Raw genomic sequence first — 22,312 nt, 5'->3', positions numbered from 1 at the left:
AGGTCTCACGATGACCGTGAACCTGAACCACACCATCGTCGCGGCACACGACAAGCAGGAGTCGGCGAGGTTCCTGGCCGACATCCTCGGTCTCGAAGTCAGCCCGGAATACGGCCCGTTCGTCCCGGTGGCCCTGCCCAACGGCGTCACCCTCGACTACATGGAGAGCCCCGGGGACATCCCGCCGCAGCACTACGCCTTCCTCGTCTCCGAGGACGACTTCGACGAGATCTTCACCCGCGTCCAGGACGCCGGCCTCAGCTACTGGGCCGATCCGCACCACAGGCTTCCCGGCGAGATCAACACCAACGACGGCGGCCGCGGCACCTACTTCGACGACCCCAACGGCCACCGCCTGGAAATCCTCACCCGCCCCTACGGCAGCGGCGGCTGACCCAGCGGCACGCACTCTCCGGGCGCGTACGACCGTACGACCGCACCCGCCCCGTCACCGGCGGACGGGCGGACGACATGCACGCGCCCACGCCCGCCGACCAGGCCCCGCTCGTCCGCCACCGTCAGCACGGTGTTCTCGTCGACCGCGACGCCGTACGGCACCCCGCCGTGCATCACGGCCGCGACCAGCCGGCCCAGCGTGCCCCACTGCGCCGCGTGCACCTCCACCGCGAACGGCACCAGGCCGAAACCCGGCCGGATCTCCACCTCGTCCAGGTCCTCGGCGGTGTCCGGCGGACACACCGGCACCCCGTCCACCAGCCAGCCTCCGACCACGGCCCGCCGGGCCGCGAGAACGGCTCCGGCGGAGAACCCGGCATAGGGGAGGCCGCGCTCGGCAAGCACCTCGGGCAGCCGACGCAGACAGTCCGAGAACATGTCCTGACAGGCCGGCGTGAGCCCGCCGCACACCAGCACCCCGTCCACGTCCCCCAGCCGCTCCGGACCGAACCGCCCGCCGAAAGGCACGATCAGCGGCACCGGAACGCACTTTCCGGCGGCCCGCAACATCCCCGCGTACCGCCCGAACAGCTCCTCGCCGTCCCCCTCGTCGACGATCACGCACCCGATACGGCGGCCGCCCGCACCCGCGGCCCGCACCAACGGCCCGTACACCTCGGGAGCGTCCCAGCCCCCGCCGACGAGAAAGATCCCGCCCGCGGGTGCCCCGCGCTCGCCCTGACGGTCCCGGGTGCTCACCCCCGCAGGCCCTTGAGCCCGTCCTGCGCGGCCATGACCAGCTCGATGGCCCGGTTGTCGGCCGCCGGTTCACGCATCTGGTTCGTCACGTAGGCGAGCGTCATCCGTTCGTCCGGGTCGACCCAGACCAGCGCGCCGCCCCAGCCGCCCCAGCCCAGGGCGCTGCCGAAGAGGCCGTATCCCAGGCCGTACCGGGAGGGCATGCCCAGCACGCGGTCGTCACCGTCGAACTGCACCTCGCCGGCCCGTTCGCACCCCGCCGGCGACAGCACCCGCACCTCGCCGACGGCTCCGCCGCAGGCGAGCAGGGACTGCACGAGGGCGACGGAGCGGGCGTTGCCGAAGCCGCTCGCCGCGGGGATCTGCGCGCGCCGCCAGGCGATGCTGTTGCCGTCCCGGACGCGCAGGGTGGCGACACCGGCGCGGGTCGCGTCGCTGTCCCGCGCACCGGCCGCGTACTCCTCGTCCCTGCCCGGCGGCGGCACGGTGAGCGCCACCCGCCGGTCGTGCTCGGCACCCAGCCCGATGTGGAAGTCCGCGCCCAGCGGCCCGGCCACCTCGGCGGCGAAGAACTCGCCCAGGCTCCGCCCGGTGATCCGGCGCACCACCTCACCCACGAGGAACCCCTGGGTCAGCGAGTGGTACCCGGCCGCCGTCCCGGGCTCCCACTGCGGAGCCTGCCCGGCCAGCCGTGTCGTGGCCGTCGTCCAGTCGTACAGCTCCTCTGTCGGCCCTTCCCAGTCGGGCAGCCCGGCGGTGTGCGAGAGCACATGCCGTACCAGCACACCCTCCTTGCCCGCCACGGCGAACTCCGGCCAGTACCGGGCCACCGGCGCGTCGGGATCCAGCTCACCCCGGTCGATCAGGACGAGCGCGCACAGGGCGGTCATCGTCTTGGTCACGGAGAACACGTTGACGATCGTGTCCCGCTCCCACGGCACACTCCGCCCCGCGTCGGTGAACCCGCCCCACACGTCGACCACGGCGGCTCCGTCCACGAAGACGGCGACCGCACCGCCCGCATCCCCCTCGTCCAGCAGTCCGGAGAGCATGGTGGGCACAGCGGCGAACAACTCGTCGTAGGAGCCATGAATGTCGGCCATGGAGGCCATTCAGCCCGCGGCACACGGCGGGCGCAACCCAATTCCCGGCGCGGACCCGGGCGGCCCGCCGTGCCCGGGCGGCGGGGCGGACCGGCACCCCGCGGCGGCGGTCACGCCCGCGGAATTCGCGTGGGGTCCTCGCGCGTTGTGGGGGTGTGGGCGCGGGAGGCCGGTGATGGGCGGGCCGAACAGCCCGAGTGAACGAGCTGACAGAAATTGGAGGGTCCGTAATGGCTGGGCAGACGCAGAGGGCCGTGCTGGCGGGCGGATGCTTCTGGGGGATGCAGGACCTGATCCGCCGGCTCCCCGGCGTGACCGGGACCCGGGTCGGATACACCGGGGGTGACGTGCCGAACGCGACGTACCGTAACCACGGCACGCACGCGGAGGCGATCGAGATCCTCTTCGACCCCGAGAAGACCGACTACCGGGCGATCCTGGAGTTCTTCTTCCAGATCCACGACCCGAGCACCAGGAACCGCCAGGGCAACGACATCGGCCTCAGCTACCGCTCGGCGATCTACTACGTGGACGACGAGCAGAAGCGGATCGCCGAGGACACCATCGCGGACGTCGACGCGTCCGGACTCTGGCCGGGCAAGGTCGTCACGGAGGTCGAGCCGGTCGGTCCCTTCTGGGAGGCCGAGCCCGAGCACCAGGACTACCTGGAGCGCTACCCGGAGGGCTACACCTGCCACTTCCCGCGCCCGGGCTGGCGCCTGCCGGCCCGCACGGAGGGCTGAGCGCAGGGCTGACCGACGGCTGACCCGGGGTTGACCGCAGGTCGGCTCGTCGGAACGAACCTTCGCTACGATCCACCCCGTGGCAGGCACGGGGGAAGCGAAGCGAAGGTTCGGCCCGGACGGGGCCTGGTGGGGCGTTCTGCTGCTGGATGCCCTGGTGAGCTGCGGCTCCGCCGCTCTGCTGTACGTGTGGTCGACCCACAACCAGATCGACCCCGCGGAACCGGGGCCGATGCTGCCCCAGCCCTCCGACACGTCGCTCATCGGCGCGGCGGTCGTTCTGCTGGCGTCGCTCGTCGGCACGGGGTGGGCGGCGCTGCGGCGCGAGAACCGTCCGGAGACGGTCAGGGGCGCCAGGGCGGTCTCGGTCCTGCGGCTGGTCCTGCTGCTCCTGGTGCTGCTGGCTTCCGCCATATAGAGCCGTGAGAAGAGCCGCAGGAGCGGGCTTCCCGTGTCGTCCTCCGGCTGACCGGCGACCGTCCCCTAGGCTCTGGTCGCCACAGAGGTCCTGAACTTCGCGGAGGGCAGCACGGCGGGGATCAATCGAGAGCAGGTCGTCAGAACGCTGACGTTCTGGCTGCGTCCCGTCTTCGCGCTGCGGGTCGTCAACCGGTTCCAGAGGATCGTGGGTTTCGACCGCTCGATGGCCCTGGCGTCCAGCGCCCTGACGGCACTGATCCCGCTCTCCATCCTCGGCAGCGCCGTCCTGAGCGGCGCCGTGCACTACGACGCCGCAGGCCGGATCATCAGGCGGTATCACCTCACCGGAGCGGGCGCCACCGCTGTCGACTCGCTGTTCTCGCCCGCCGAGGGCACCAGGGCGAGCGTGGGTGTCTTCGGCACCGTGTTCCTGATGATCTCGGTGCTGAGCTTCACCCGAGCGGCACAACGGCTCTTCGAACAGACCTGGGAACTCAAGCCCCTCAGCGTGCGCAACACACGCAACGGCCTGTGGTGGATCCTCGTCCTCGGCGGCTACACGGTCGCGACAGCGTTGCTGTCCGCGCCCCTTGGCGGAGGCGTGCTGCGCGTGGTCACCTCGCTGTGCGAGGTACCGGTGACCGCCGCCTTCCTGGTCTGGAGCGGCCGGCTCCTGTCGGCCGGGCGGATCGGCTGGCGGGACCTGCTCCCCTTCGCCGTCGCGGGTGCCGTCCTGACGGTGGCCTACTCGACGGCCGCGAGGTTCTACATGCCGCGCCTGTTCAACTCCTCCGTCGAACGCTACGGAGTGGTCGGGGCCGTCTTCGCCATGGTCTCCGCCCTCTTCGCGGCCATGCTCGTCCTGGTCGCGTCGGCGGCCCTGGGACGAGAAGTACGGGACGAGCTCGGCCGGATCCGGCGGGGCGCCCGGCCGTCCGACCACGACGTACGCCAGGAGTGGGACAGGCTGGTCGAGCAGACCAGGTCACGGTGGCGCACGGTGCGGAAACAGGTGGCCCGCCGCCCGGCCGGGGGCGAGAACCACTGACCGGTGCTCTCAGGCCGCCGCCCCGGCCGCCGTCACGCGGAAGCCACGACCTCGCCGGCCACGACCTGGGGAGGGCCGGGGAGCAACGACGCGAGGTTGTCCCGTACGAAGTCGGCGGCCTTCGAGATCGATTCGTCGGCACCGGCCCGGTCCTGGAAGACGCTGGTCGACACCATCACTCCGTCCCCGGCATCGATCCAGTAGTAGGCCACGAAACCGGAGACCTGGCGCAGCAGCGGCACGAACCCCTCGTTCACGACACGTGCGGCCTCGGCCGTATCGGTCACTCCCTCGTACCGCCGGACCGCTGCGTACATCGCCAGACTCCTCACGGCGTTCTGGGTTCGCCTCTGCTCGGACGTCGTACCCCCGCGACGGCCGGCCGGCTCGCGAGGCCTCCGGCAATCACCTGAAGGGAGCCGCCCGAGGCGCCCCGGACGCCGGCCGCGCGGCGTCAGCCGCGCCGCCACCGGCGCTGCTTCGGTTCGTCCGCCCGGGACCGGTTCCGGCTTCGTGGGTGCGCACAGTGCGGGGGCAGGGTGAACTCGGCCGACTCGACCCGCGGAGGCGGTCTCCACGAGTTCGTCGGACCACCAGGCCGTCGCGTGGTGTCCCTCCCGGTCGGCTCGCTGGAAGGGAAGCGTCGAACGCCCGGCGTTCTCGACTCTCGCGTCGATGATCGCGCCGGAGTGACCGGGCGGGTCAGACGCGGGCCGAGAGGCTCACGCCCGGTCGGGGACGGCCGCCGGGCGCTCGGAGCCGACCGGCTGCGGGGTGCCGCGCGCGGCCGTGGGCGGTGGGCCCGGGCGGAGCCCGGCGGTGACGTCGGACCCCGCGTGCGGACCGGTGTACAGGCCGGTCGTCGTCAGGCTTTCAGCCGCTCCCGGTCCCCCATCACCACGACCGGGTGAAGGTGCGGATCGAGGGTGTGGAGCAGGGTCTTCATCCCGGACTCGGGAAGGCTGACACAGGCGGACGTGCCGTCACCGTGGTCCAGGTGCAGCCATATGCCGCCGCCCTTCTCCACTCCCTGGGGACGGCTCCAGTCGAACGGCGGGACACCCTTGAGCCGGTTGTAGTCGATGGCGATGACGTAGTCGAAGTCGTGCTCGTGGTCGGAGCCGTCCTCGATCATGGACGCGAAGGCGTTGTCGTCGTACCAGTAGTGCAGATGGCTGCCCGGATCCTCCAGGGACCCGCCCGCGTCCGTCAGGGAGAAGGTGCCGACGGGACTGCGCTCGTCGTCCAGGCGGTGGTCGGTCGTCCAGCCCAGCCTGCCGTTGTGCGCGCGCCAACTGCCCTTGTTCTTCCAGGCAGTGCCCTGCTTCTCGTAGAGCACGACGGTGCTCTCGTCGGAGTCCGCGTCGTCGCCGTAGACGACCACGGCCTGACGGGCGTCGGCCGGTACGTGCTTCCCCATGCTGCTGCCGACGCCGGGAAGGCGCGGCCCCTTCTCCGGGCCGGTCGAGCCCGGCGACGACGGGTTGTTGACGCCCGGGGCGCCGACGTGACTGGTGTGCCCGCCGCCCCCGGCGCACGCCGCGGTGCCGGCCAGCAGGGCACCGCAGGCCAGAGCCGCGGATATGGCATGACGTGCACCACCGCGTCGCACCGGCGGTGGACAGGGTCGTATGAGAGTAGATGTCCGCATGGTCAGGATCCTGAGTCGGGATGGCCCCGGCGCGCATCCCGGAGAGGGCATCCGGCGTAGCGGCCGCGCCGGTGTGACGGACCGGCGGTTCGGCTGGGTTACCCCCCGGGGGTGAGGCGACGGGTACGTATGGCGCAGCGCCCCCGGCCCCGGACCCGCCGCACGGCGGAGCAGGGCGGGACGCTGCGGGTACGCGTCAGGACCCGCGGACAGGAGCCGTACCGACCCAGCGGTGGTAGGCGTCCGGGTCGACGTTGCCGCCGCACACGATGGTGACGACGTGTCGGCCGGCGAAGCGGGCGGGGTCCTCGAGGATCGCGGCGACGCCGAGCGCGGCCGACGGCTCCGCGACAAGGCCGGCGTGGTCCAGGAGCATCCGCATACCGGCGACGATCGACTCCTCCCGGACCAGGACGGCGTCGTCGGCGACCAGGAGGAGATCGTCCAGGACGGCCGGGACGGGACACCGTCCGGCGACCCCGTCGGCGATGGTGCGGGCCGAGTCGGTGGTGACGACGCGCCGCCCGCGCCACGAGAGGGTCATCGCGGGCGCGCCCAGCGGCTGCACGCAGATCACCTCGACTTCCGGCGCCAGGGCCTTCATCACGTGCCCGACACCGGTGGCCAGCGCCCCGCCGCCGAGAGCGATCAGAACGGTGTCGAACGACGGTGGGGAGCCGACCAGTTCAAGACCGATGGTCGCCGCACCCTCGCAGGTCTCGATGTCCAGGCTGTCCTCGAGCAGCCGGATGCCGTCGTACCGGGCGAGGGCCGCCGCGCGTTCGCGAGCCATCTCGTGGTCGCCGTCGACCAGTTCCAGCCGGGCGCCCAACGCCCGGATGCGATCGAGCTTGGCCACGGTCGCGGAGCGGGACGCCACGACGGTCACGGCGAGCCCCCGGCCGCGGCCCGACCAGGCCAGGGCCTGCCCGAGGTTGCCCGCGCTGGCGCACACCACGGCCTGCGCACCCTGTTCGGCGAGGAGGCCCGCGACCACCTCGGTAGCGCGGCCCTTGAAGCTGCGCACCGGGTTCGCCGTTTCGAGCTTGATGGTCACAGCGCAGCCGAGGGTGGATGCGAGCGCCTCGCAGGGGTACAGCGGGGTGTCGAGGAAAACCGGGTCGATCAGCCGGCGAACGGCCCGGATCCGCTCGGTGTCCAGGCGCGTCCCCTGCATGACAGGGAAGCGTAGCCCGGTCGGCGGCAGGGTGGTCACGGCTGGCACGGCCGGGAGGAGGCGGCTACGGCGGGAACAGCCATTCCATCGCGGCAAGGCTCTTGTCGACGTACTTTCCCTGTCCCGTCTCGATGCCGTGGGCGAGGTCCTCGAAGACACCGCACCGGGCATAGAAGACGGCGCGCTCGTGGAGAGCCGTGAGGTCGCCGGTGTCGGTTCGGCGGCTGCCGATGGCGGCGCGGGCAGCGGCGGGGCCGAGATCGCGGTGGAGCACCCCGAAGTCGTAGGCCGGATCGACGATCGCCGCGTCGCTCCAGTCGATGACGCCGCTCACCGTCCACGCGACCGGGTCCACGAGAACGTGCTCGATGCCCAGATCGTTGTGGGAGAACGCCGGGTTGTACCCGTCGTGCGGTGGTGCGGCGTCCAAGAACGCCTCGACGGACCGGCGACGCACCGCCGGTACCCGCCCGGCCACCCTCACACAGTCCTGCCTGGCTTCCTGCAGCCACTCGGCGAGCGGCCGCAGGTCCGTGTCCACCAGACCGGCCAGCCGCCCGACCGGAACGGCGTGCAGCGCGGTGAGCAACTCACCGAGCCGGGCGCCGATCGACGTGCCGTGGGCCGATCGCAGGTGCCGCGGCGTGTCCGACAGCGGCACGCCGGGGAGCTTGCGGTAGGCCAGACATCCCAGCTCCGCGACCGCGAACGCCGGTTCGGGGACGGGCAGCGGCGAGATGTCGGCGACGGCGGCGAGCAAGCGGGCCTCGTGGCTCACCAGGGCGGCCCGCCGTACCGGGTCGGGCTCCTTGCTGAAGCGCACGATCAGCTCACCGTTGACCTCGTACGCCAGGTTGTCCAGGCCCTCGCCGAGCAGCACCACGGACTCGGTCCGGTAGCCGGGCAGGTGCGCACCCACGACACCGCGCACGTCGGCGACGCGGTCGCGGCCACCACTGGTCATGTGCGGACCCTGCCCGTCGATGCCCGTCGATACCCGTCGATACCCGTCGATCGCGCGGGCTGAGGCACCCGGATCCGCCCCCGCAGCCGTGCTCGCGAGAGGTTCAGCCCAGAGCCGCCGACCGGCCTGCTGCCGACGCCCGTCGACAGCACGTGAGCCGGTGCGTTGCACGGGAGGCGGGCGCGCACCCGCGTTCGCGGGGAGACCTGCTGGCGGCGGCCCGCCGTTTCGGAAATGCTGCCGCGCATGGACTGGATGCCCCTGCTCTCCACACTGGCCGGTGCCGCCATCGGTATCGCGGCCACTCTGATCGCCGATCGCAACCGGTGGCAACGGGAAGAAGCCAGACACGCGCTGGAACTACGCCGCGAGGTGTACACGGTGTTCGTCTCCGCTCTCAAGGCCGCGGGTGAGGACATACGGGCCGTCGCCCTGGGCGATCACATGTCCGCGTCGGCACGTGAGTCGGCCGTGCGGGAGGCCGTACGCGAGACGGGCATCCATACGGCAAGTGAACGCCTTTGGCTCGTGGGGCCGCCGCAGGTCGTCACGGCGGGAAACGAGGCGTTCCACGGGATGCGCGCCCTGCGCGACGCGTACGCCCGAGGCGTGGCTGTCGGGTCCGACGAGGAAGCGTCCCTGATAGCGCGGCGGCGCGCGGCCATGGCGCAGATGCGTCGCGTCATGCGGGAGGACCTCGGTATCGGCCCGCTGGGCGTCGAGTGACCGTCACCCCACGAGCCACGTCGGGCCGCGCCCACAGTCCGTCGTCCGCTCCCGTCCGCTGTCCGACCGCCAGGAAAATCGATGGTCACCCGAGCTGACCGGGCCCACGCTGTACGCCATGGAAGAACCGTTCCGCCGGATTCGCGCGCTCCACACGGCGTCTACGATCACCGTCTACCAGGCGTACTCCCCTGAGATCGGACTGCCCGCCATCCGGGACGGCCGTTTTCCGGCCGCGTGGAAGCCTGGCCGCATGACGTGGATCAAACCCAGTTTCCTGTGGATGATGTACCGCTCGGGCTGGGGCACGAAGGAGGGTCAGGAGACCGTCCTCGCCGTCGAGATCACCCGCGACGGTTTCGACTGGGCGCTGCGTCATGCCCGCCTGTCGAGTTACGTCCGCGGACTGCATCCCGACCGCGGCGCCTGGCAGCGTGACCTCAAGCATGCGCCGGCCCGTGTCCAGTGGGATCCGGAACGCGATCTGCACCTGCGTCCCCTGCCCTGCCGCTCACTGCAACTTGGGCTCTCGGGCGAGGCGTCGACGCGTTACGCGGACGAGTGGATCGTGTCCGTCAGCGACGTGACCCCGCTCGCCCACGAGATCCACGCACTCGTCAGGGACGGCGAACCCGACGCAGCGACCCGACTTCTCCCCCGGGAGCACGGGTACCCCGCCGGCGCGGAGCTCCTGGCCCGTCTGTGTCCCTGACCCGTGGTCAGCGGCCCGGCCGGGGACGTCATCCCTGATGCCCGTGTGACGCGAGATGAAGGGCGTCGTCGCATCCCCGGGCGGAGCGCGCGGATTCGTCGGCCCCGTTGCACGGCCGGACGGCGGAAGTCGGTGCTCCGCCTTCCGGGGTGTGCCGGATCGCGCGAGACTGCACCATGGCATTCCCCGGACCGCCGTCGCCGCCTCCGCCGCGAGGGCCGGCCGCCACCCTCACCGGGCACGGCAGAGCGGTGAACGCGGTGGCGTTCAGCCCGGACGGACGGCTGCTGGCGTCCGGAAGCAGCGACAGGACCGTGGTCCTCTGGGATGTCACGGACGCATCGCACCAGACCCGGGCCGCCACCCTCACCGGGCACGGCAGAGCGGTGAACGCGGTGGCGTTCAGCCCGGACGGACGGCTGCTGGCGTCCGGAAGCACCGACCGGAGCGTGGTCCTCTGGGATGTCACGGACCTCGCGAACCTGACCCGGTCGGCGATCCTCGTCCATGACCGCCCCGGCTGGTTGTTCCGAGACGGCTGGCGTCAAGGCGGTGTCCACGCGGTGAGTTTCAGCCCGGACGGACGGTTCATCGCCTGCGCCGGCGACCGCACGGTGATCATCTGGGATCTCCGCGACCTCGCAAGGCCGGGCCGGTGCGCCCGTGTCACCCACCACCGGCATCTCTGGCGGTCGGGTCCCGTCCTGTCGGTGATGTTCAGTCCCGATGGACGGTTACTGGCTTCGGGTTCCGACGGTGACAAGAACACCGGCGTCCTGTGGGACGTCAGCGAGCCGGCCCACCCGGTCCGAACCGCCGTCGTCCGGCCACAGGCCCGCGAATGGCCGAAGGCGTTGTCCGCGGGCGGGGCGCCGGCCGTCCATGCGGTGGGATTCAGTCCTCAGGGGCGGCTGCTGGCCACCGGCAGCGGGGACCTGGGCGTGGTGTCCGGCACCTATGGGTCGTGGCGGAAGGGAGCCGTCATGGTGTGGGACATCACCGACCCGGCACACCCGGTACGGACGGGCACAGGCATCCTTCCTCTGGCCGGTCCCGGGGACACGGGGCGGATGTACGCGGTGGTGTTCAGCCCGGACGGCCGGTTGCTGGCCTCCGGATGCGAGAACGCGGCGGTGACCCTGTGGGATGTCACCGACCCCGCGCACCTCACCCCGGCCGCCCATCTCACCGGCCACCGCAAGGCGGTACGGGGTCTGGCCTTCAGTCCGGACGGACGGATGCTCGCCGGCTGCGGCGTCGACACGACGGTGAACCTGTGGGAAACGGGCTGACGGTGCCCGCCGTCTCCCGTGTCCGGGCAGACCGGGGTTTCGGCGTCGGTTCCGGCGGTTGCCTGGGACGAGGGCGGTCGCCGCGCACCGCGGGCCGGGGATGCGGGCGTCCGGCTCACAGGCGGCGGTACTTGTCGATGTCCTCCGCGAACTCCTGGATGGCCTGTGCGGTGAGTGTCGGGCGGGTGTCGGCGATGGCGGTCATGTAGTCCTCGGTCGTCGCCGGTCGGCCCTGACGGTGGGTGACTTCGCGCTCGAATGCCGCCTGTGCGCCCTTGCGGGCCGCGAATTCGATGTCGGCCGGGGTGAACAGCTCGCTCGCCCGGACGAGTTGGGCGATGTCCACCGTCTCGGCGGAGGCTCGGAGATAGCGGCTCCAGATCGCCGCCCGGGCGGTCGCGTCCGGTGGGCCGATGGGGATGACGTAGTCGAAGCGGCCCGGCCGCAGGAACGCCGCGTCGAGAGAGCGAATCGAGTTGGTGGCGCAGGCCAGCAGCCGTGCGTCGTGCTCGCGGAAGATGGGGATGAGCTTGAGCAGCTCGTTGGTCACGCCGTGGCCGGGATCGACCGCCTTTCCTGAGCGCGCGCCGGCGATCTCCTCGACCTCGTCGATGAAGAGCAGGACCGAGTCCAGCTCCGCCAGGTCCGCGAAGGCCTCCCGCAACGCCACGGCCAGGCCCTCGCTCGTGTCGGCCGCGAGCCGGGAGGGGAAGAGTTCCACGAACGGCCAGCCGAGCCGTGAGGCCACCGCCTTGGCGAAGCTCGTCTTTCCGGTGCCCGGCGGGCCGAACAGGATGATCGCCTTGGGCGGGGCGACGCCGTAAAGGTCCGCCAGTGCCGGTTCGGTCAGCGGGAGCACGACACGGCGCTCGACGACCTGTTTCTCCTCCTCCATGCCGGCCATGTCGTTCCAGAGGCCCTCCGGCAGCATGCGGCCGCCCAGCGCCGCGAGGACCTCCGCGTTCGCGGTGTCGACGGGTTCGAGCTTCTCGTAGTAGGTGAGCCCGTCGCGGAACCGGTAGCCGGAGTTCTGCAGAGCCTGCGTGCCCGCCGCCTCGGCGGGCAGCAGCGCGCTGATGTGGCGCACGCCCAGTGCCCGCAGGCGCCGCTCGAGGTCGGAGAGGAGGGCGCTGCCGATCCCGCGCTCACGCCAGCGGGAGGCGAGCGCCACCAGGAGGATCCACCCCCGCTTTCCGTAGGCCTGCGCCACGGCCATGCCGACCAGTTCCTCCCCGACGACCGCGACGACCGCCGGCTGTCCGGCCTTGGCCGCCGTCATGACCTCGGAGACCGCGAACACCTGGTCCTCGTCGGGCGGACGGCTCTGGTCCCAGATGTCGATGGCCTGGTCGAGATCGTCCTCGCGGTATTCACGCAGGTGCCAAGCAGGCATCGCCACCACCTCACACGGCGCGGGAGTCCCATTGTTCTCTCCGCGGCGCCGGGTGACGAACCGAGGCGGGTCCCACCGGCGCCCCGGCCGGCACGCGTCCCGTCCTGTGGCCGGAGGCCTCTCAGCCGGGCAGTGTCGCCGGGCTGCCGCCGTTCGCCTCGTAGCCCGCCACCGCCAGCGCGCGGTAGAGGGTGAACTCGGCGGCCGGGTTCGCGGACAGCGTCCACGGCAGGGCCCCCACGTGCCCGTCGACGTGTATCAGCTCGCCCATGGCTTCCGCCCAGCGTTCGGAGCGGACCAGGAAGAAGATCAGCAGGTGCCGGACGTGGGCGAGCATCGGGTCGTCCTGGCGGGCCGAGTGCACCGCGTGCAGGGCGCCGTGGACGGCCTTGGTGACGACCTCGCTCTGGTAGAAGCTCGCCACCAGGTTGACCTCGGGAAGGTGCTCGAAGACCGCGAACAGCGGCATCGCGGCCAGCAGGGAGCCCCGCGGGGCGCGTGCGGCGGCGGCCTCGGCGAAGGAGTACGCCACCTCGCGCGAGCCGTGCCACTTCTCGCACCAGTAGTGCAGGGCGGCGAGATGCGCTCCCATGTGCGCGGGCGCGCGGTCCAGGATCTTCAGCCAGAGCTTCTCGAAGTCCGGCTGCGAGTAGTTCAGCCCGCGGGCCACCGACAGCTCGATGACGTACGGCACCGGGTCGCCGGGGGACAGCAGCGCCGCCTGACCGCAGGCGTCCCTGGCCTCCTCCATGATGATCCGGAAGTCGTCCGTGCCCGGCGTCGACGTCCGCCACGCCTGCTGGACCAGGAACTCCGCGTGCACGGCCGCGCCGCCGGCGTCCTTGGGCTGCTCGGCGCGCCACACCCGCAGCCACTGGCCGCCCGGTGTCTCGCTGACCCCGCCCGGCCGCTGCTGGAGCTCCAGCGCCGCCGCGCCGGCGAAGGCCTGCACCCGCTGCCAGCGCAGTTCGCCGGTGATCTCCGTGCCCGCCAGCAGCTGCGCCGCGGCGTGGTAGTCGTGGGTGCGCTGCACCAGGTCCAGGACGTCGAGCAGGTCGTGGTCGGGCCCGGGCATCCGGACGTCCAGGTCCTCCTCGCGCACGAAGCCGTAGTCCGCCGGGTCGGCGGCGTCCGGGTGGCTCGGGTGGACCTGCTCGATCATGCCGCGCCGCCGCCGCAGGACAGGGAGCAGCACGAAGCTCAGCAGGAGCAGCGCCATCAGGGCCCAGAGAATCGCCATGCGTCAAGCGAACCAGACGGCGCGGACAATTGGCGAACCGGTGGTCGTGGCCTGTGGACGACGCGGGGCCGGGACGCGGTCGCGGGGCGGTGGGGACGGGCGGCGTCCACGTGGCGAAGGCACACACCGGTACCGCCCCGCGCTCCTCCGGGGCGCGTGAGCAGGCGCCTGAGCACTAGGCTCGGGGCTTATGAGCGACAGGCACATCAGTCAGCATTTCGAGACGCTCGCCATCCACGCGGGCAACACGGCGGACCCCCTCACCGGTGCGGTCGTACCGCCGATCTACCAGGTCTCGACCTACAAGCAGGACGGCGTCGGCGGTCTGCGCGGCGGCTACGAGTACAGCCGCAGCGCCAACCCCACCAGGACCGCCCTGGAGGAGAACCTGGCCGCGCTGGAGGGCGGCCGCCGCGGCCTCGCGTTCGCGTCCGGGCTGGCGGCCGAGGACGCCCTGCTGCGCACGCTGCTCAGCCCCGGCGACCACGTGGTCATCCCGAACGACGCGTACGGCGGCACGTTCCGGCTGTTCGCGAAGGTCGTCTCCCGGTGGGGCGTGGAGTGGTCCGTCGCCGACACCAGCGACCCGTCGGCCGTGCGGGCCGCGATCACCCCGAAGACCAAGGCGGTCTGGGTGGAGACCCCGTCCAACCCGCTGCTCGGCATCACCGACATCGCCGCGGTCGCGCAGGTCGCCCACGACGCGGGCGCCCGGCTCGTCGTCGACAACACCTTCGCCACGCCGTACCTCCAGCAGCCTCTCTCGCTCGGCGCGGACGTCGTCGTGCACTCGCTGACGAAGTACATGGGCGGTCACTCCGACGTGGTCGGCGGCGCGCTGATCGTGTCGGACCAGGCGCTGGGCGAGGAGCTGGCGTACCACCAGAACGCGATGGGCGCGGTCGCCGGACCGTTCGACTCGTGGCTGGTGCTGCGCGGCACCAAGACGCTCGCGGTGCGCATGGACCGGCACAGTGAGAACGCCACCAGGATCGCGGACATGCTGAGCCGGCACGCGCGCGTGACGCGTGTCCTCTACCCGGGCCTGCCCGAGCACCCCGGGCACGAGACCGCCGCCAAGCAGATGAAGGCCTTCGGCGGCATGATCTCCTTCCAGGTCACGGGTGGCGAGGAGGCGGCGGTCGAGGTCTGCAACCGCGCCAAGGTGTTCACCCTCGGCGAGTCCCTGGGCGGCGTCGAGTCGCTGATCGAGCACCCGGGCCGGATGACGCACGCCTCGGCGGCCGGTTCCGCGCTGGAGGTGCCCGCCGACCTGGTGCGCCTGTCCGTGGGCATCGAGAACGTCGACGACCTGCTGGAAGACCTCCAGCAGGCGCTCGGCTAGAACCGGCTCACCAGCCGACGACGGGCGGAGTCGTCGTGGACGGCGGCTGCGCCCACGGCCGGACCAGCGCCGCCCAGACGGTGAAGGCCACCGCCGCCGCGCACAGCAGCACCCACAGCAGGCGGCGGGCCGCCCGTCGGCGGCGCAACAGGCGGCCGCCGCGGCGCAGCACCTCGCCGTAGAGATCGGGCGGCACCCGTGGCGGCCCCTGTTCCATGATCCGCCGGGCGGCTGCCTCGCGTTCGACGCGGTTCACGACGGTGCCACCTTCGCTCCCATCACCGGGGGTGCCGCCTTCCTGGGCGGGTGCAGCAGGGTGGCGGTGGCCCGGTCGCAGACGGTGTGCACCCGGTCCGTGGGCAGGCCGAGCAGCGCCGCCGTCTGCTCCTCGGCGACCCCTTCGTACAGCCGGAGCACCACGATCAGGCGTTCCTGCGGGGTCAGGACGGCGAGGGCGCTGTCCGGGTGCGGGCGGGCGCGGCTCAGCGGGCTGCCGTACTGGTGCCAGACGGAGTTCGCGAAGCGCAGGGCCAGGTGCTGGCGGGCCCGGTCGTACGGGTCCTCGCCGCGCAGCCCGTCCCAGCACGCGTACGTGTGCGCGAGCGCGAGAGTCAGCAGGCGCCGCGCGCGCGGGTTGGCGTCCGGGGCCTCCGCGGTGAGCAGCGTCGCGGCATGCAGCAGCCGTCCCGCCGCGCCCGCGACGAACGCCTCGAACTCCCGGGCCCGGCGGGCGTCCTGGAACGCCTGCCGATCACGCACCGTACCTCCCCGTCTGCGTGGGCCCCCGTGTCCGGGAACCGGACACGGATTCGGATAGGACGGAGGCCCGGTCTCATATGAGGCCAGGGGTGCCCTCACGGTCAAGAGCCGGGCGGCACGCACGCGTGCCGGACGGTCCGCGAGCCGGGGCCGGCCGGGGTTCAGGATGCCGGAGGTGCGTCCGAGCCCGGCTGGAGGGACATCCGCGCCGACAGGGCGGTGTTGAAGCGCGTGAGCAGCGCACAGAACGCCTCGCGCTCCTCCGGCTCCCAGTCCTGGGTCAGCTCCGCCATCAACTGCCGCCGCGAGGAACGTACTTCGTCCAGCCGCGACAGCCCGCGCGGGGACAGCTGGAGCACCACGGCCCGCCCGTCCTCGGGGTGGGAGGTGCGCTTGACGAGCCCGGTGTCGACCAGCGGGGCCACCTGCCGGGTGACCGTGGAGGAGTCGATCCCCATGCTCGCGGCGAGCGCCTTGACCCCCATGGGGCCTTCCTTGTCGAGGCGGTTGAGCAGCAGATACGCGGCGCGGTCCATGGAGTTGCGCACCTGCCCGACGCCGCCGAGCCGGGTCTGTTCGGCACGGCGGGCGAACACCGCCACCTCGTGCTGCAGCGTGTCGAGGAGGCCGGTGTCACCGACGGTCGTCATGTCCATCGACATTTCAGGTGTTGTGGGCATGGCCGGGGGCTCACTTCATGAAGAGTGCTGGTGTGGGGGACAGAGTACGCGGACCGGGGTCGAGCCGTACCGGCGCTGCGCAAACCGGTCTCGGAGCTTGGTCACACCCGAGGCTCTGGCCTGTGAACTGCGAGACTTGAGTCATGAGCTACAGCACGGCTGACTCCCTGCGCCCCGTCACCCTCGACGACGTACGCGGCGCTCAGAAGATGCTCACGGGCGTGGCGCGGGTGACCGCGATGGAGGGCAGCCGTCACCTGTCCCAGCTGGTCGGCTCGCCGGTGCACCTCAAGTGCGAGAACCTCCAGCGGACCGGTTCGTTCAAGCTGCGCGGAGCCTACGTGCGGATCGCCGGGCTGCTGCCCGAGGAGCGCGCCGCCGGGGTGGTGGCGGCCAGCGCCGGCAACCACGCCCAGGGCGTGGCCCTGGCCTCCGCGCTGCTCGGTGTGCACGCCACGGTGTTCATGCCCGTCGGCGCCCCGCTGCCCAAGATCAGCGCGACCCGCGAGTACGGCGCCGAGGTCCGGCTGCACGGTCAGGTGGTCGACGAGACGCTGGCCGCCGCCCAGGAGTACGCGGCCGAGACCGGCGCGGTGTTCATCCACCCCTTCGACCACCCCGACGTCATCGCCGGTCAGGGCACGGTCGGGCTGGAGATCCTGGACCAGTGCCCGGAGGTCGGCACGATCGTCGTCGGTGTCGGGGGCGGCGGGCTCGCCGCCGGGATCGCGGTCGCGGTGAAGGCGATCAGGCCGGACGTGCGGATCGTCGGCGTCCAGGCGGAGGGTGCGGCCGCGTATCCGCCCTCGCTGGCCGCCGGACGGCCGGTCTCGGTGCACAACCCGGTGACGATGGCCGACGGGATCAAGGTCGGACGGCCCGGCGACGTGCCGTTCGCGTTGGTCGAGGAGCTGGTCGACGAGGTCCGCACGGTCGGCGAGGACCGGCTCTCCGCCGCCCTGCTGCTCTGCCTGGAGCGGGCCAAGCTGGTCGTGGAACCGGCCGGTGCCGCTCCGGTGGCCGCCCTGCTCGCCGAGCCCGGCGCCTTCGCCGGACCGGTCGTCGCGGTGCTCTCCGGTGGCAACGTCGATCCGGTGCTGATGCAGCGGGTGCTGCGGCACGGCATGTCCGCGCAGGGCCGCTACCTGGCCGTACGGCTGCGGCTGACCGACCGGCCGGGCGCCCTGGCCACGCTCCTCGGGGTGCTGTCGGGGGCCGACGCCAACGTCCTGGACATCAGCCACGTCAGGACCGACCCCCGGCTCGGGCTCTCGGAGGCGGAGGTCGAACTCCAGCTGGAGACCAAGGGGCCGGTGCACTGCGCGGAGGTCGGGCAGGCACTGCGCGAGGCCGGCTACACGGTCATCGACTGAGAGAAACGGCCGCGCTCCCGACGGCTCCCGACGGCTCCCGGACGGCTCCGGACTGCTTCCGGCGGCTCCGGGCCGCGTCTCCGGCCGCTTCCGAGGGCGAAGGCGAGGTCAGGACCTGTTCATTCACTCGTTCGAGAAAACCTGTCGACGAACGCGATACATCGCGTTATGGTGTGTCGCGTGGCCACGGTCGCGCCCGCCTGTCGTCGCGTCGGCGAAAACCATAGGCGGACCGAAGCGCGCATACCTAGCCTTTCTCGAAGAATCCTCGACGACGTGGAGACTCATATGCCAGGCGCCATCTATGCCGAAGGCCTGGTGAAGACCTTCGGTGACGTAAGGGCTTTGGACGGCGTCGATCTCGATGTCCCCGAAGGCACCGTCCTCGGACTGCTCGGGCCGAACGGCGCCGGCAAGACGACGACCGTCCGCTGTCTGACCACCCTGCTGCGCCCCGACAGCGGCAAGGCGGTCGTCGCGGGCCTGGACGTGGTCGGGCAACCGGACGCGGTGCGCCGCTCCATCGGCCTGTCCGGACAGTTCGCGGCGGTCGACGAATACCTGACCGGCCGCGAGAACCTGCAGATGGTCGGCCGTCTGTACCAGATGGGCGCGAAGCAGGCCAAGGCCCGCGCGGTCGAGCTGCTGGAGCAGTTCCACCTCACCGACGCCGCGGACCGCCCCGCCAAGACCTACTCCGGAGGCATGCGCCGCCGCCTCGACCTGGCGGCCGCACTGGTCGTCTCGCCGCCGGTGATGTTCATGGACGAACCCACCACCGGCCTCGACCCGCGCAACCGCCAGCAGCTGTGGGAGGTCATCAAGCAGCTCGTCTCCGGCGGCACGACGCTGCTGCTGACCACGCAGTACCTGGAGGAGGCCGACCACCTCGCCCACGACATCGCGGTCGTCGACCACGGACGGGTCATCGCCCAGGGCACCTCGGACCAGCTCAAGGCCCGCACCGGCGGCGAGCGCGTCGAGGTCGTCGTCCACGAGCGCGAGCACATCCAGACCGCCGGCGAGGTGCTGCGCGGCTTCGGCAAGGGCGAGACCACCGTCGAGGAGCACACCCGCAAGCTCACGGTCCCCGTCACCGGCGGCGCCAAGCTGCTCGCGGAGGTCATCCGTGAGCTGGACTCCCGGGGCATCGAGATCGACGACATCGCGCTGCGCCGCCCGACCCTCGACGACGTCTTCCTGTCCCTGACCGGACACACGGCCGAGGAGAAGACCGAGGACACCGGTGACCAGGGCCGGCAGAACACCCGCAAGGACAGCCGCAAGGAGACCGTGAAGTGAGCGCCGTCAGCGACACCGTGCGGGTAGCCGCCCCGGGCAACGCCGTCAGTCAGTCCTTCCGCGACTCGATGGTGATCGCGAAACGCAACCTGATCCGGATGTCCCGGATCCCCGAGATGCTGATCTTCGGGCTCATCCAGCCCATCATGTTCGTGGTGCTGTTCACCTACGTGTTCGGCGGCTCGATCCAGGTCGGCTCGTCCACCTCCACCCAGGCCTACCGCGAGTTCCTGATGGCGGGCATCTTCGCGCAGACGGTGACCTTCGCCACCGCGGGCGCGGGCGCGGGCATCGCCGACGACATGCACAAGGGCCTCATCGACCGCTTCCGGTCGCTGCCCATGGCACGCGGCGCGGTGCTGACCGGCCGGACCATCGCGGACCTGGTGCAGACGGCGCTCACCCTCGTCGTGCTGGCGGTCGTCGCCCTGATCGTCGGCTGGCGCACCCACGAGAACCTCGGCAAGGTGCTCGCCGGATTCGGTCTGCTCCTGCTGCTCGGGTACGCGTTCTCCTGGATCGGCGCGCTCATCGGCCTGTCCGTGCGCACCCCCGAGGCGGCGACCTCGGGCGGTCTGATCTGGCTGTTCCCGCTGACGTTCATCTCGAACGCGTTCGTGGACGCCGGCCACCTGCCGGACTTCCTGCGTCACATCGCGGAGTGGAACCCGTTCAGCGCCACCGTCCAGGCCAGCCGTGAGCTGTTCGGCAATCTGCCGCCGGGCTTCAACGCGTCCGGCGCCTGGCCCATGCAGCACCCGGTCGTGGCCTCGCTGATCTGGTCGGTCGCGATCATCCTGGTCTTCCGGACGCTCGCGGTCCGCAAGTACCGCTCGGCCACCGCCTGACCCGGCCCATGACAAGGCCCCCGGCGTCCCGTGGACGCCGGGGGCAGGTGTCTGTTGAGGTCAGCCGGAGTAGGGCTCGGCCTTGAGGATCTTCACCGAGGCCTTCTTGCCGTTCGGCAGTTCGTACTCGGCGTCCTCGCCGACCTTGTGTCCGATGACACCGGTGCCCAGCGGGGACTGCGGCGAGTAGGTCTCGACGTCGGCGCTGGCGTACTCGCGCGAGGCGAGGAGGAACGTCATCGTGTCGTCCTCGTCGCCGTCGAAGGCGATGGTCACCACCATGCCGGGCGCGACAGCGCCGTCCGCGGAGGCCGGAGCCTCGCCGACCTTCGCGTTCTCCAGAAGCTGGGTCAGCTGGCGCACACGGAGCTCCTGCTTGCCCTGCTCCTCCTTGGCCGCGTGGTACCCGCCGTTCTCGCGCAGGTCGCCCTCCTCGCGCGCAGCCGCGATCTTGGCGGCGATCTCCGTGCGCGCAGGACCAGACAGGTACTCCAGCTCGGCCTTGAGCTGGTTGTACGCCTCCTGGGTCAGCCAGGTGACGTTCTCGCTGGTCTGGGTCACAGGTGCTCCTCGTAGGTACTGGGAATACAAAGCATCGCCCTACCCAGAAGCATGTTCCTCCACGGAAGGGCGAAACCACGAGCCTAACAATTCAACGGCGTAAGGGGGAGGACATAAGCCATCAGAATCGCATCAACGCAGGTGAGGCTCTACGTATTCATGGCCGGTGTCAGCCGGTGTGGCAGCCGAGCAGCTCCGCCGTGGTGCCGCGAGCCGTCGTACGCAGGGTGACCACGCGGTCGATCTCGGTGGCGGAACCGGTGAAGCGGAAGTCCGCCCGGCCCACCTCGGAGCCGTCCGCGGCCTGGGAACGCAGGGTGCAGTACCCGGAGGCGCCGGCGTCCTTGTGGACCTCCAGATGCACCTTGACCGCGCTGTCCGAGGCGTCGAAGGTGACCACCTGGGCGCTGATCTCGCTCTTCACGACATAGTGGTAGGCGAAATAACCGACCAGGGCGAGGAGCAGGGCGCCCAGGACGGCGCCGGTGATCTTGAGTTTGCGGTCGGCGGCCTCGTCCGAGGAGCGGCCGTAGCGACCCTCGGGCAGCCGCGTACTCGCGGTACTCATGATCGTCCTCCTGCAGGAACCCTTCCGGGGCCGGCCGGACCCGGACCCCGGAATTATTCGCCCCCCGATTCGGTCACTATAGAAGCGCCGATCGCACCCGAAGACACCGGGGCGCCGACTTACTGAGGATTGAGTCTTGACTGACCAGCTGCGACTGATGGCCGTCCACGCCCACCCCGACGACGAGTCGAGCAAGGGCGCGGCCACCATGGCGAAGTACGTGTCCGAGGGGGTGGACGTGCTGGTCGTGACCTGCACGGGCGGGGAGCGCGGCTCCATCCTCAACCCCAAGCTGCAGGGCGACAAGTACATCGAGGAGCACATCCACGAGGTACGCAAGAAGGAGATGGACGAGGCCCGGGAGATCCTCGGCGTCAAGCAGGACTGGCTGGGCTTCGTCGACTCGGGCCTGCCCGAGGGCGACCCGCTGCCGCCGCTTCCCGACGGCTGCTTCGCCCTGGAGGACGTCGACAAGGCCGCCGGTGAGCTCGTCCGGCGGATCCGCGCGTTCCGTCCGCAGGTGATCACCACCTACGACGAGAACGGCGGCTACCCGCACCCCGACCACATCATGACCCACAAGATCTCGATGGTGGCCTTCGAGGGCGCGGCCGACCCGGAGAAGTACCCCGAGGGCGAGTTCGGCCCGGTCCACCAGGCGCAGAAGCTCTACTACAACCAGGGCTTCAACCGCCCGCGCACCGAGGCGCTGCACAACGCGCTGCTGGCGCGCGGCATGGAGTCGCCGTACGGGGACTGGCTGAAGCGGTGGAGCGAGACGGAGCGCACCGAGCGCACCCTGACCACGCACATCCCGTGCGCGGACTTCTTCGAGATCCGCGACAAGGCACTGATCGCGCACGCCACGCAGATCGACCCCGACGGCGGCTGGTTCAAGGTCCCGATGGACCTCCAGAAGGAGGTCTGGCCGACCGAGGAGTACGAGCTCGCGAAGTCGCTCGTCGATACCTCCCTCCCCGAGGACGACCTCTTTGCGGGCATCCGCGACAATGCCTGACATGAGCGCAAGCGCAAACCTGGCACTGACGCACCTCGTCCCCCTCGCCAAGGAGGTGGACGAGAACAAGGTCACCCCCGGGGTCCTCGGCTTCATCGTCTTCGCGGTGATGGCCCTGGCGGTCTGGGGCCTGATGAAGTCCATGAGCAGGCACATGCAGAAGGTCGACTTCAAGGAGGCCCCGGACGCCAAGGCGGACCCGGGGACCGCGGTGGCCGACTCCAAGGGCTGACC

General features: G+C 71.2%; 26 protein-coding genes. 13 read left to right on the top strand and 13 right to left on the bottom strand.

The window, feature by feature from the left end; genetic code table 11:
* The first annotated feature begins 10 nt into the window (after positions 1-10).
* Positions 11-394 carry a VOC family protein gene (locus tag ACFXI4_RS28430; protein ID WP_384996178.1) on the top strand — a complete coding sequence of 128 codons (384 nt, stop codon included), beginning with the start codon at positions 11-13 and terminating at the stop codon, positions 392-394.
* On the opposite strand, the gene ACFXI4_RS28425 is transcribed toward ACFXI4_RS28430, so the two are convergent.
* Both ACFXI4_RS28425 and ACFXI4_RS28420 read right to left on the bottom strand, forming a co-directional pair.
* Positions 376-1,155, bottom strand: coding sequence for a hypothetical protein (locus ACFXI4_RS28425; RefSeq protein ID WP_384996176.1), 780 nt, complete (start codon positions 1,153-1,155; stop codon positions 376-378). The two genes, ACFXI4_RS28430 and ACFXI4_RS28425, sit on opposite strands and share 19 nt — an antisense overlap.
* Positions 1,152-2,258: a serine hydrolase domain-containing protein gene (locus ACFXI4_RS28420; RefSeq protein ID WP_384996173.1), complete on the bottom strand. Its 1,107-nt coding sequence runs from the start codon at positions 2,256-2,258 to the stop codon at positions 1,152-1,154. Before ACFXI4_RS28420 ends, ACFXI4_RS28425 begins: the two co-directional genes overlap by 4 nt.
* 230 nt (positions 2,259-2,488) lie before the next feature.
* Here ACFXI4_RS28420 and msrA point away from each other — a divergent pair, with 230 nt between their 5' ends.
* From msrA to ACFXI4_RS28405, 3 genes are all read left to right on the top strand, one after another.
* On the top strand, positions 2,489-3,001 hold the full coding sequence (gene msrA, locus ACFXI4_RS28415; protein ID WP_362714315.1) for a peptide-methionine (S)-S-oxide reductase MsrA: 513 nt from the start codon (positions 2,489-2,491) through the stop codon (positions 2,999-3,001).
* Between the two features lie 79 nt (positions 3,002-3,080).
* Positions 3,081-3,419, top strand: coding sequence for a hypothetical protein (locus tag ACFXI4_RS28410; RefSeq protein ID WP_384996170.1), 339 nt, complete (start codon positions 3,081-3,083; stop codon positions 3,417-3,419).
* Positions 3,420-3,626: 207 nt separating this feature from the next.
* On the top strand, positions 3,627-4,469 hold the full coding sequence (locus ACFXI4_RS28405; RefSeq protein ID WP_384996167.1) for a hypothetical protein: 843 nt from the start codon (positions 3,627-3,629) through the stop codon (positions 4,467-4,469).
* Positions 4,470-4,501: 32 nt separating this feature from the next.
* On the opposite strand, the gene ACFXI4_RS28400 is transcribed toward ACFXI4_RS28405, so the two are convergent.
* The 4 genes from ACFXI4_RS28400 to ACFXI4_RS28385 all read right to left on the bottom strand — a co-directional run bounded on the left by ACFXI4_RS28400 (position 4,502) and on the right by ACFXI4_RS28385 (position 8,261).
* A complete protein-coding gene (locus tag ACFXI4_RS28400) occupies positions 4,502-4,786 on the bottom strand; it encodes a hypothetical protein (RefSeq protein WP_384996164.1) in 285 nt (94 codons plus the stop codon).
* A gap of 548 nt (positions 4,787-5,334) precedes the next feature.
* On the bottom strand, positions 5,335-6,081 hold the full coding sequence (locus ACFXI4_RS28395) for a hypothetical protein (RefSeq protein ID WP_384996161.1): 747 nt from the start codon (positions 6,079-6,081) through the stop codon (positions 5,335-5,337).
* Positions 6,082-6,316: 235 nt separating this feature from the next.
* A complete protein-coding gene (locus tag ACFXI4_RS28390; protein ID WP_384996158.1) occupies positions 6,317-7,297 on the bottom strand; it encodes a threonine/serine dehydratase in 981 nt (326 codons plus the stop codon).
* A gap of 64 nt (positions 7,298-7,361) precedes the next feature.
* Positions 7,362-8,261, bottom strand: a complete 900-nt coding sequence (locus ACFXI4_RS28385; protein WP_384996155.1) for a phosphotransferase family protein — start codon at positions 8,259-8,261, stop codon at positions 7,362-7,364.
* Between the two features lie 246 nt (positions 8,262-8,507).
* Here ACFXI4_RS28385 and ACFXI4_RS28380 point away from each other — a divergent pair, with 246 nt between their 5' ends.
* From ACFXI4_RS28380 to ACFXI4_RS28370, 3 genes are all read left to right on the top strand, one after another.
* On the top strand, positions 8,508-8,987 hold the full coding sequence (locus ACFXI4_RS28380; protein ID WP_384996153.1) for a hypothetical protein: 480 nt from the start codon (positions 8,508-8,510) through the stop codon (positions 8,985-8,987).
* A gap of 118 nt (positions 8,988-9,105) precedes the next feature.
* Complete coding sequence (locus ACFXI4_RS28375; RefSeq protein WP_384996150.1) at positions 9,106-9,699, top strand: DUF4291 domain-containing protein; 594 nt, start codon at positions 9,106-9,108, stop codon at positions 9,697-9,699.
* A gap of 176 nt (positions 9,700-9,875) precedes the next feature.
* A complete protein-coding gene (locus tag ACFXI4_RS28370) occupies positions 9,876-10,991 on the top strand; it encodes a WD40 repeat domain-containing protein (RefSeq protein ID WP_384996147.1) in 1,116 nt (371 codons plus the stop codon).
* A 115-nt stretch (positions 10,992-11,106) separates the two neighbouring features.
* On the opposite strand, the gene ACFXI4_RS28365 is transcribed toward ACFXI4_RS28370, so the two are convergent.
* Positions 11,107-12,384 (bottom strand): ATP-binding protein, encoded by a 1,278-nt coding sequence (locus ACFXI4_RS28365; protein ID WP_384996145.1) that lies wholly within the window; start codon positions 12,382-12,384, stop codon positions 11,107-11,109.
* Between the two features lie 121 nt (positions 12,385-12,505).
* Entirely contained in the window at positions 12,506-13,624 is a 1,119-nt protein-coding gene (locus ACFXI4_RS28360; protein ID WP_384996142.1) for a hypothetical protein, read from the bottom strand.
* Between the two features lie 190 nt (positions 13,625-13,814).
* Here ACFXI4_RS28360 and ACFXI4_RS28355 point away from each other — a divergent pair, with 190 nt between their 5' ends.
* Positions 13,815-14,969: a cystathionine gamma-synthase gene (locus ACFXI4_RS28355; RefSeq protein WP_362714291.1), complete on the top strand. Its 1,155-nt coding sequence runs from the start codon at positions 13,815-13,817 to the stop codon at positions 14,967-14,969.
* A 7-nt stretch (positions 14,970-14,976) separates the two neighbouring features.
* Here the strand turns inward: ACFXI4_RS28355 and ACFXI4_RS28350 are convergent, their stop codons facing one another.
* The 3 genes from ACFXI4_RS28350 to ACFXI4_RS28340 all read right to left on the bottom strand — a co-directional run bounded on the left by ACFXI4_RS28350 (position 14,977) and on the right by ACFXI4_RS28340 (position 16,384).
* Positions 14,977-15,225 carry a hypothetical protein gene (locus ACFXI4_RS28350; protein WP_384996139.1) on the bottom strand — a complete coding sequence of 83 codons (249 nt, stop codon included), beginning with the start codon at positions 15,223-15,225 and terminating at the stop codon, positions 14,977-14,979.
* The gene (locus tag ACFXI4_RS28345; RefSeq protein WP_384996136.1) at positions 15,222-15,728 is read right to left on the bottom strand and encodes a sigma factor-like helix-turn-helix DNA-binding protein; all 507 of its coding nucleotides are present in this window, start codon (positions 15,726-15,728) and stop codon (positions 15,222-15,224) included. The genes ACFXI4_RS28350 and ACFXI4_RS28345 overlap by 4 nt, the downstream gene beginning before the upstream one ends.
* 161 nt (positions 15,729-15,889) lie before the next feature.
* Positions 15,890-16,384 carry a MarR family winged helix-turn-helix transcriptional regulator gene (locus ACFXI4_RS28340; RefSeq protein ID WP_384996282.1) on the bottom strand — a complete coding sequence of 165 codons (495 nt, stop codon included), beginning with the start codon at positions 16,382-16,384 and terminating at the stop codon, positions 15,890-15,892.
* Positions 16,385-16,551: 167 nt separating this feature from the next.
* Here ACFXI4_RS28340 and ilvA point away from each other — a divergent pair, with 167 nt between their 5' ends.
* The 3 genes from ilvA (at position 16,552) to ACFXI4_RS28325 (ending at position 19,931) form a co-directional block, all read left to right on the top strand.
* A complete protein-coding gene (gene ilvA, locus ACFXI4_RS28335; RefSeq protein WP_384996134.1) occupies positions 16,552-17,781 on the top strand; it encodes a threonine ammonia-lyase in 1,230 nt (409 codons plus the stop codon).
* Positions 17,782-18,069: 288 nt separating this feature from the next.
* Complete coding sequence (locus ACFXI4_RS28330; protein ID WP_384996131.1) at positions 18,070-19,083, top strand: ATP-binding cassette domain-containing protein; 1,014 nt, start codon at positions 18,070-18,072, stop codon at positions 19,081-19,083.
* A gap of 68 nt (positions 19,084-19,151) precedes the next feature.
* Complete coding sequence (locus ACFXI4_RS28325) at positions 19,152-19,931, top strand: ABC transporter permease (RefSeq protein ID WP_384996280.1); 780 nt, start codon at positions 19,152-19,154, stop codon at positions 19,929-19,931.
* 60 nt (positions 19,932-19,991) lie between these two features.
* On the opposite strand, the gene greA is transcribed toward ACFXI4_RS28325, so the two are convergent.
* Positions 19,992-20,492: a transcription elongation factor GreA gene (greA, locus tag ACFXI4_RS28320; protein WP_362714278.1), complete on the bottom strand. Its 501-nt coding sequence runs from the start codon at positions 20,490-20,492 to the stop codon at positions 19,992-19,994.
* A gap of 169 nt (positions 20,493-20,661) precedes the next feature.
* Complete coding sequence (locus ACFXI4_RS28315; protein WP_384996127.1) at positions 20,662-21,060, bottom strand: DUF4307 domain-containing protein; 399 nt, start codon at positions 21,058-21,060, stop codon at positions 20,662-20,664.
* Positions 21,061-21,196: 136 nt separating this feature from the next.
* On the opposite strand from ACFXI4_RS28315, the gene mca reads away from it, so the two are divergent.
* Together mca and ACFXI4_RS28305 are read left to right on the top strand one after the other, a co-directional pair.
* Positions 21,197-22,078, top strand: a complete 882-nt coding sequence (gene mca, locus ACFXI4_RS28310) for a mycothiol conjugate amidase Mca (protein WP_362714274.1) — start codon at positions 21,197-21,199, stop codon at positions 22,076-22,078.
* Positions 22,071-22,310 carry a hypothetical protein gene (locus ACFXI4_RS28305; protein ID WP_384996124.1) on the top strand — a complete coding sequence of 80 codons (240 nt, stop codon included), beginning with the start codon at positions 22,071-22,073 and terminating at the stop codon, positions 22,308-22,310. The genes mca and ACFXI4_RS28305 overlap by 8 nt, the downstream gene beginning before the upstream one ends.
* The last annotated feature ends 2 nt before the right edge of the window (positions 22,311-22,312 follow it).

It is taken from the genome of Streptomyces sp. NPDC059224 (assembly GCF_042754285.1).
Lineage (GTDB): Bacteria > Actinomycetota > Actinomycetes > Streptomycetales > Streptomycetaceae > Streptomyces.
This window is presented reverse-complemented; position numbering and strand designations above follow the sequence as displayed.

Coding starts and splice junctions, on each gene's coding strand:
- ACFXI4_RS28340 (WP_384996282.1), bottom strand. CDS start 16,384: ATGGACATGACGACCGTCGGTGACACCGGCCTCCTCGACACGCTGCAG.
- ACFXI4_RS28400 (WP_384996164.1), bottom strand. CDS start 4,786: ATGTACGCAGCGGTCCGGCGGTACGAGGGAGTGACCGATACGGCCGAG.
- msrA (WP_362714315.1), top strand. CDS start 2,489: ATGGCTGGGCAGACGCAGAGGGCCGTGCTGGCGGGCGGATGCTTCTGG.
- ACFXI4_RS28355 (WP_362714291.1), top strand. CDS start 13,815: ATGAGCGACAGGCACATCAGTCAGCATTTCGAGACGCTCGCCATCCAC.
- ACFXI4_RS28420 (WP_384996173.1), bottom strand. CDS start 2,258: ATGGCCGACATTCATGGCTCCTACGACGAGTTGTTCGCCGCTGTGCCC.
- ACFXI4_RS28360 (WP_384996142.1), bottom strand. CDS start 13,624: ATGGCGATTCTCTGGGCCCTGATGGCGCTGCTCCTGCTGAGCTTCGTG.
- ACFXI4_RS28375 (WP_384996150.1), top strand. CDS start 9,106: ATGGAAGAACCGTTCCGCCGGATTCGCGCGCTCCACACGGCGTCTACG.
- ACFXI4_RS28430 (WP_384996178.1), top strand. CDS start 11: ATGACCGTGAACCTGAACCACACCATCGTCGCGGCACACGACAAGCAG.
- ACFXI4_RS28330 (WP_384996131.1), top strand. CDS start 18,070: ATGCCAGGCGCCATCTATGCCGAAGGCCTGGTGAAGACCTTCGGTGAC.
- ACFXI4_RS28380 (WP_384996153.1), top strand. CDS start 8,508: ATGGACTGGATGCCCCTGCTCTCCACACTGGCCGGTGCCGCCATCGGT.
- ilvA (WP_384996134.1), top strand. CDS start 16,552: ATGAGCTACAGCACGGCTGACTCCCTGCGCCCCGTCACCCTCGACGAC.
- ACFXI4_RS28365 (WP_384996145.1), bottom strand. CDS start 12,384: ATGCCTGCTTGGCACCTGCGTGAATACCGCGAGGACGATCTCGACCAG.
- ACFXI4_RS28385 (WP_384996155.1), bottom strand. CDS start 8,261: ATGACCAGTGGTGGCCGCGACCGCGTCGCCGACGTGCGCGGTGTCGTG.
- ACFXI4_RS28325 (WP_384996280.1), top strand. CDS start 19,152: ATGGTGATCGCGAAACGCAACCTGATCCGGATGTCCCGGATCCCCGAG.
- ACFXI4_RS28390 (WP_384996158.1), bottom strand. CDS start 7,297: ATGCAGGGGACGCGCCTGGACACCGAGCGGATCCGGGCCGTTCGCCGG.
- ACFXI4_RS28315 (WP_384996127.1), bottom strand. CDS start 21,060: ATGAGTACCGCGAGTACGCGGCTGCCCGAGGGTCGCTACGGCCGCTCC.
- ACFXI4_RS28370 (WP_384996147.1), top strand. CDS start 9,876: ATGGCATTCCCCGGACCGCCGTCGCCGCCTCCGCCGCGAGGGCCGGCC.
- ACFXI4_RS28305 (WP_384996124.1), top strand. CDS start 22,071: ATGCCTGACATGAGCGCAAGCGCAAACCTGGCACTGACGCACCTCGTC.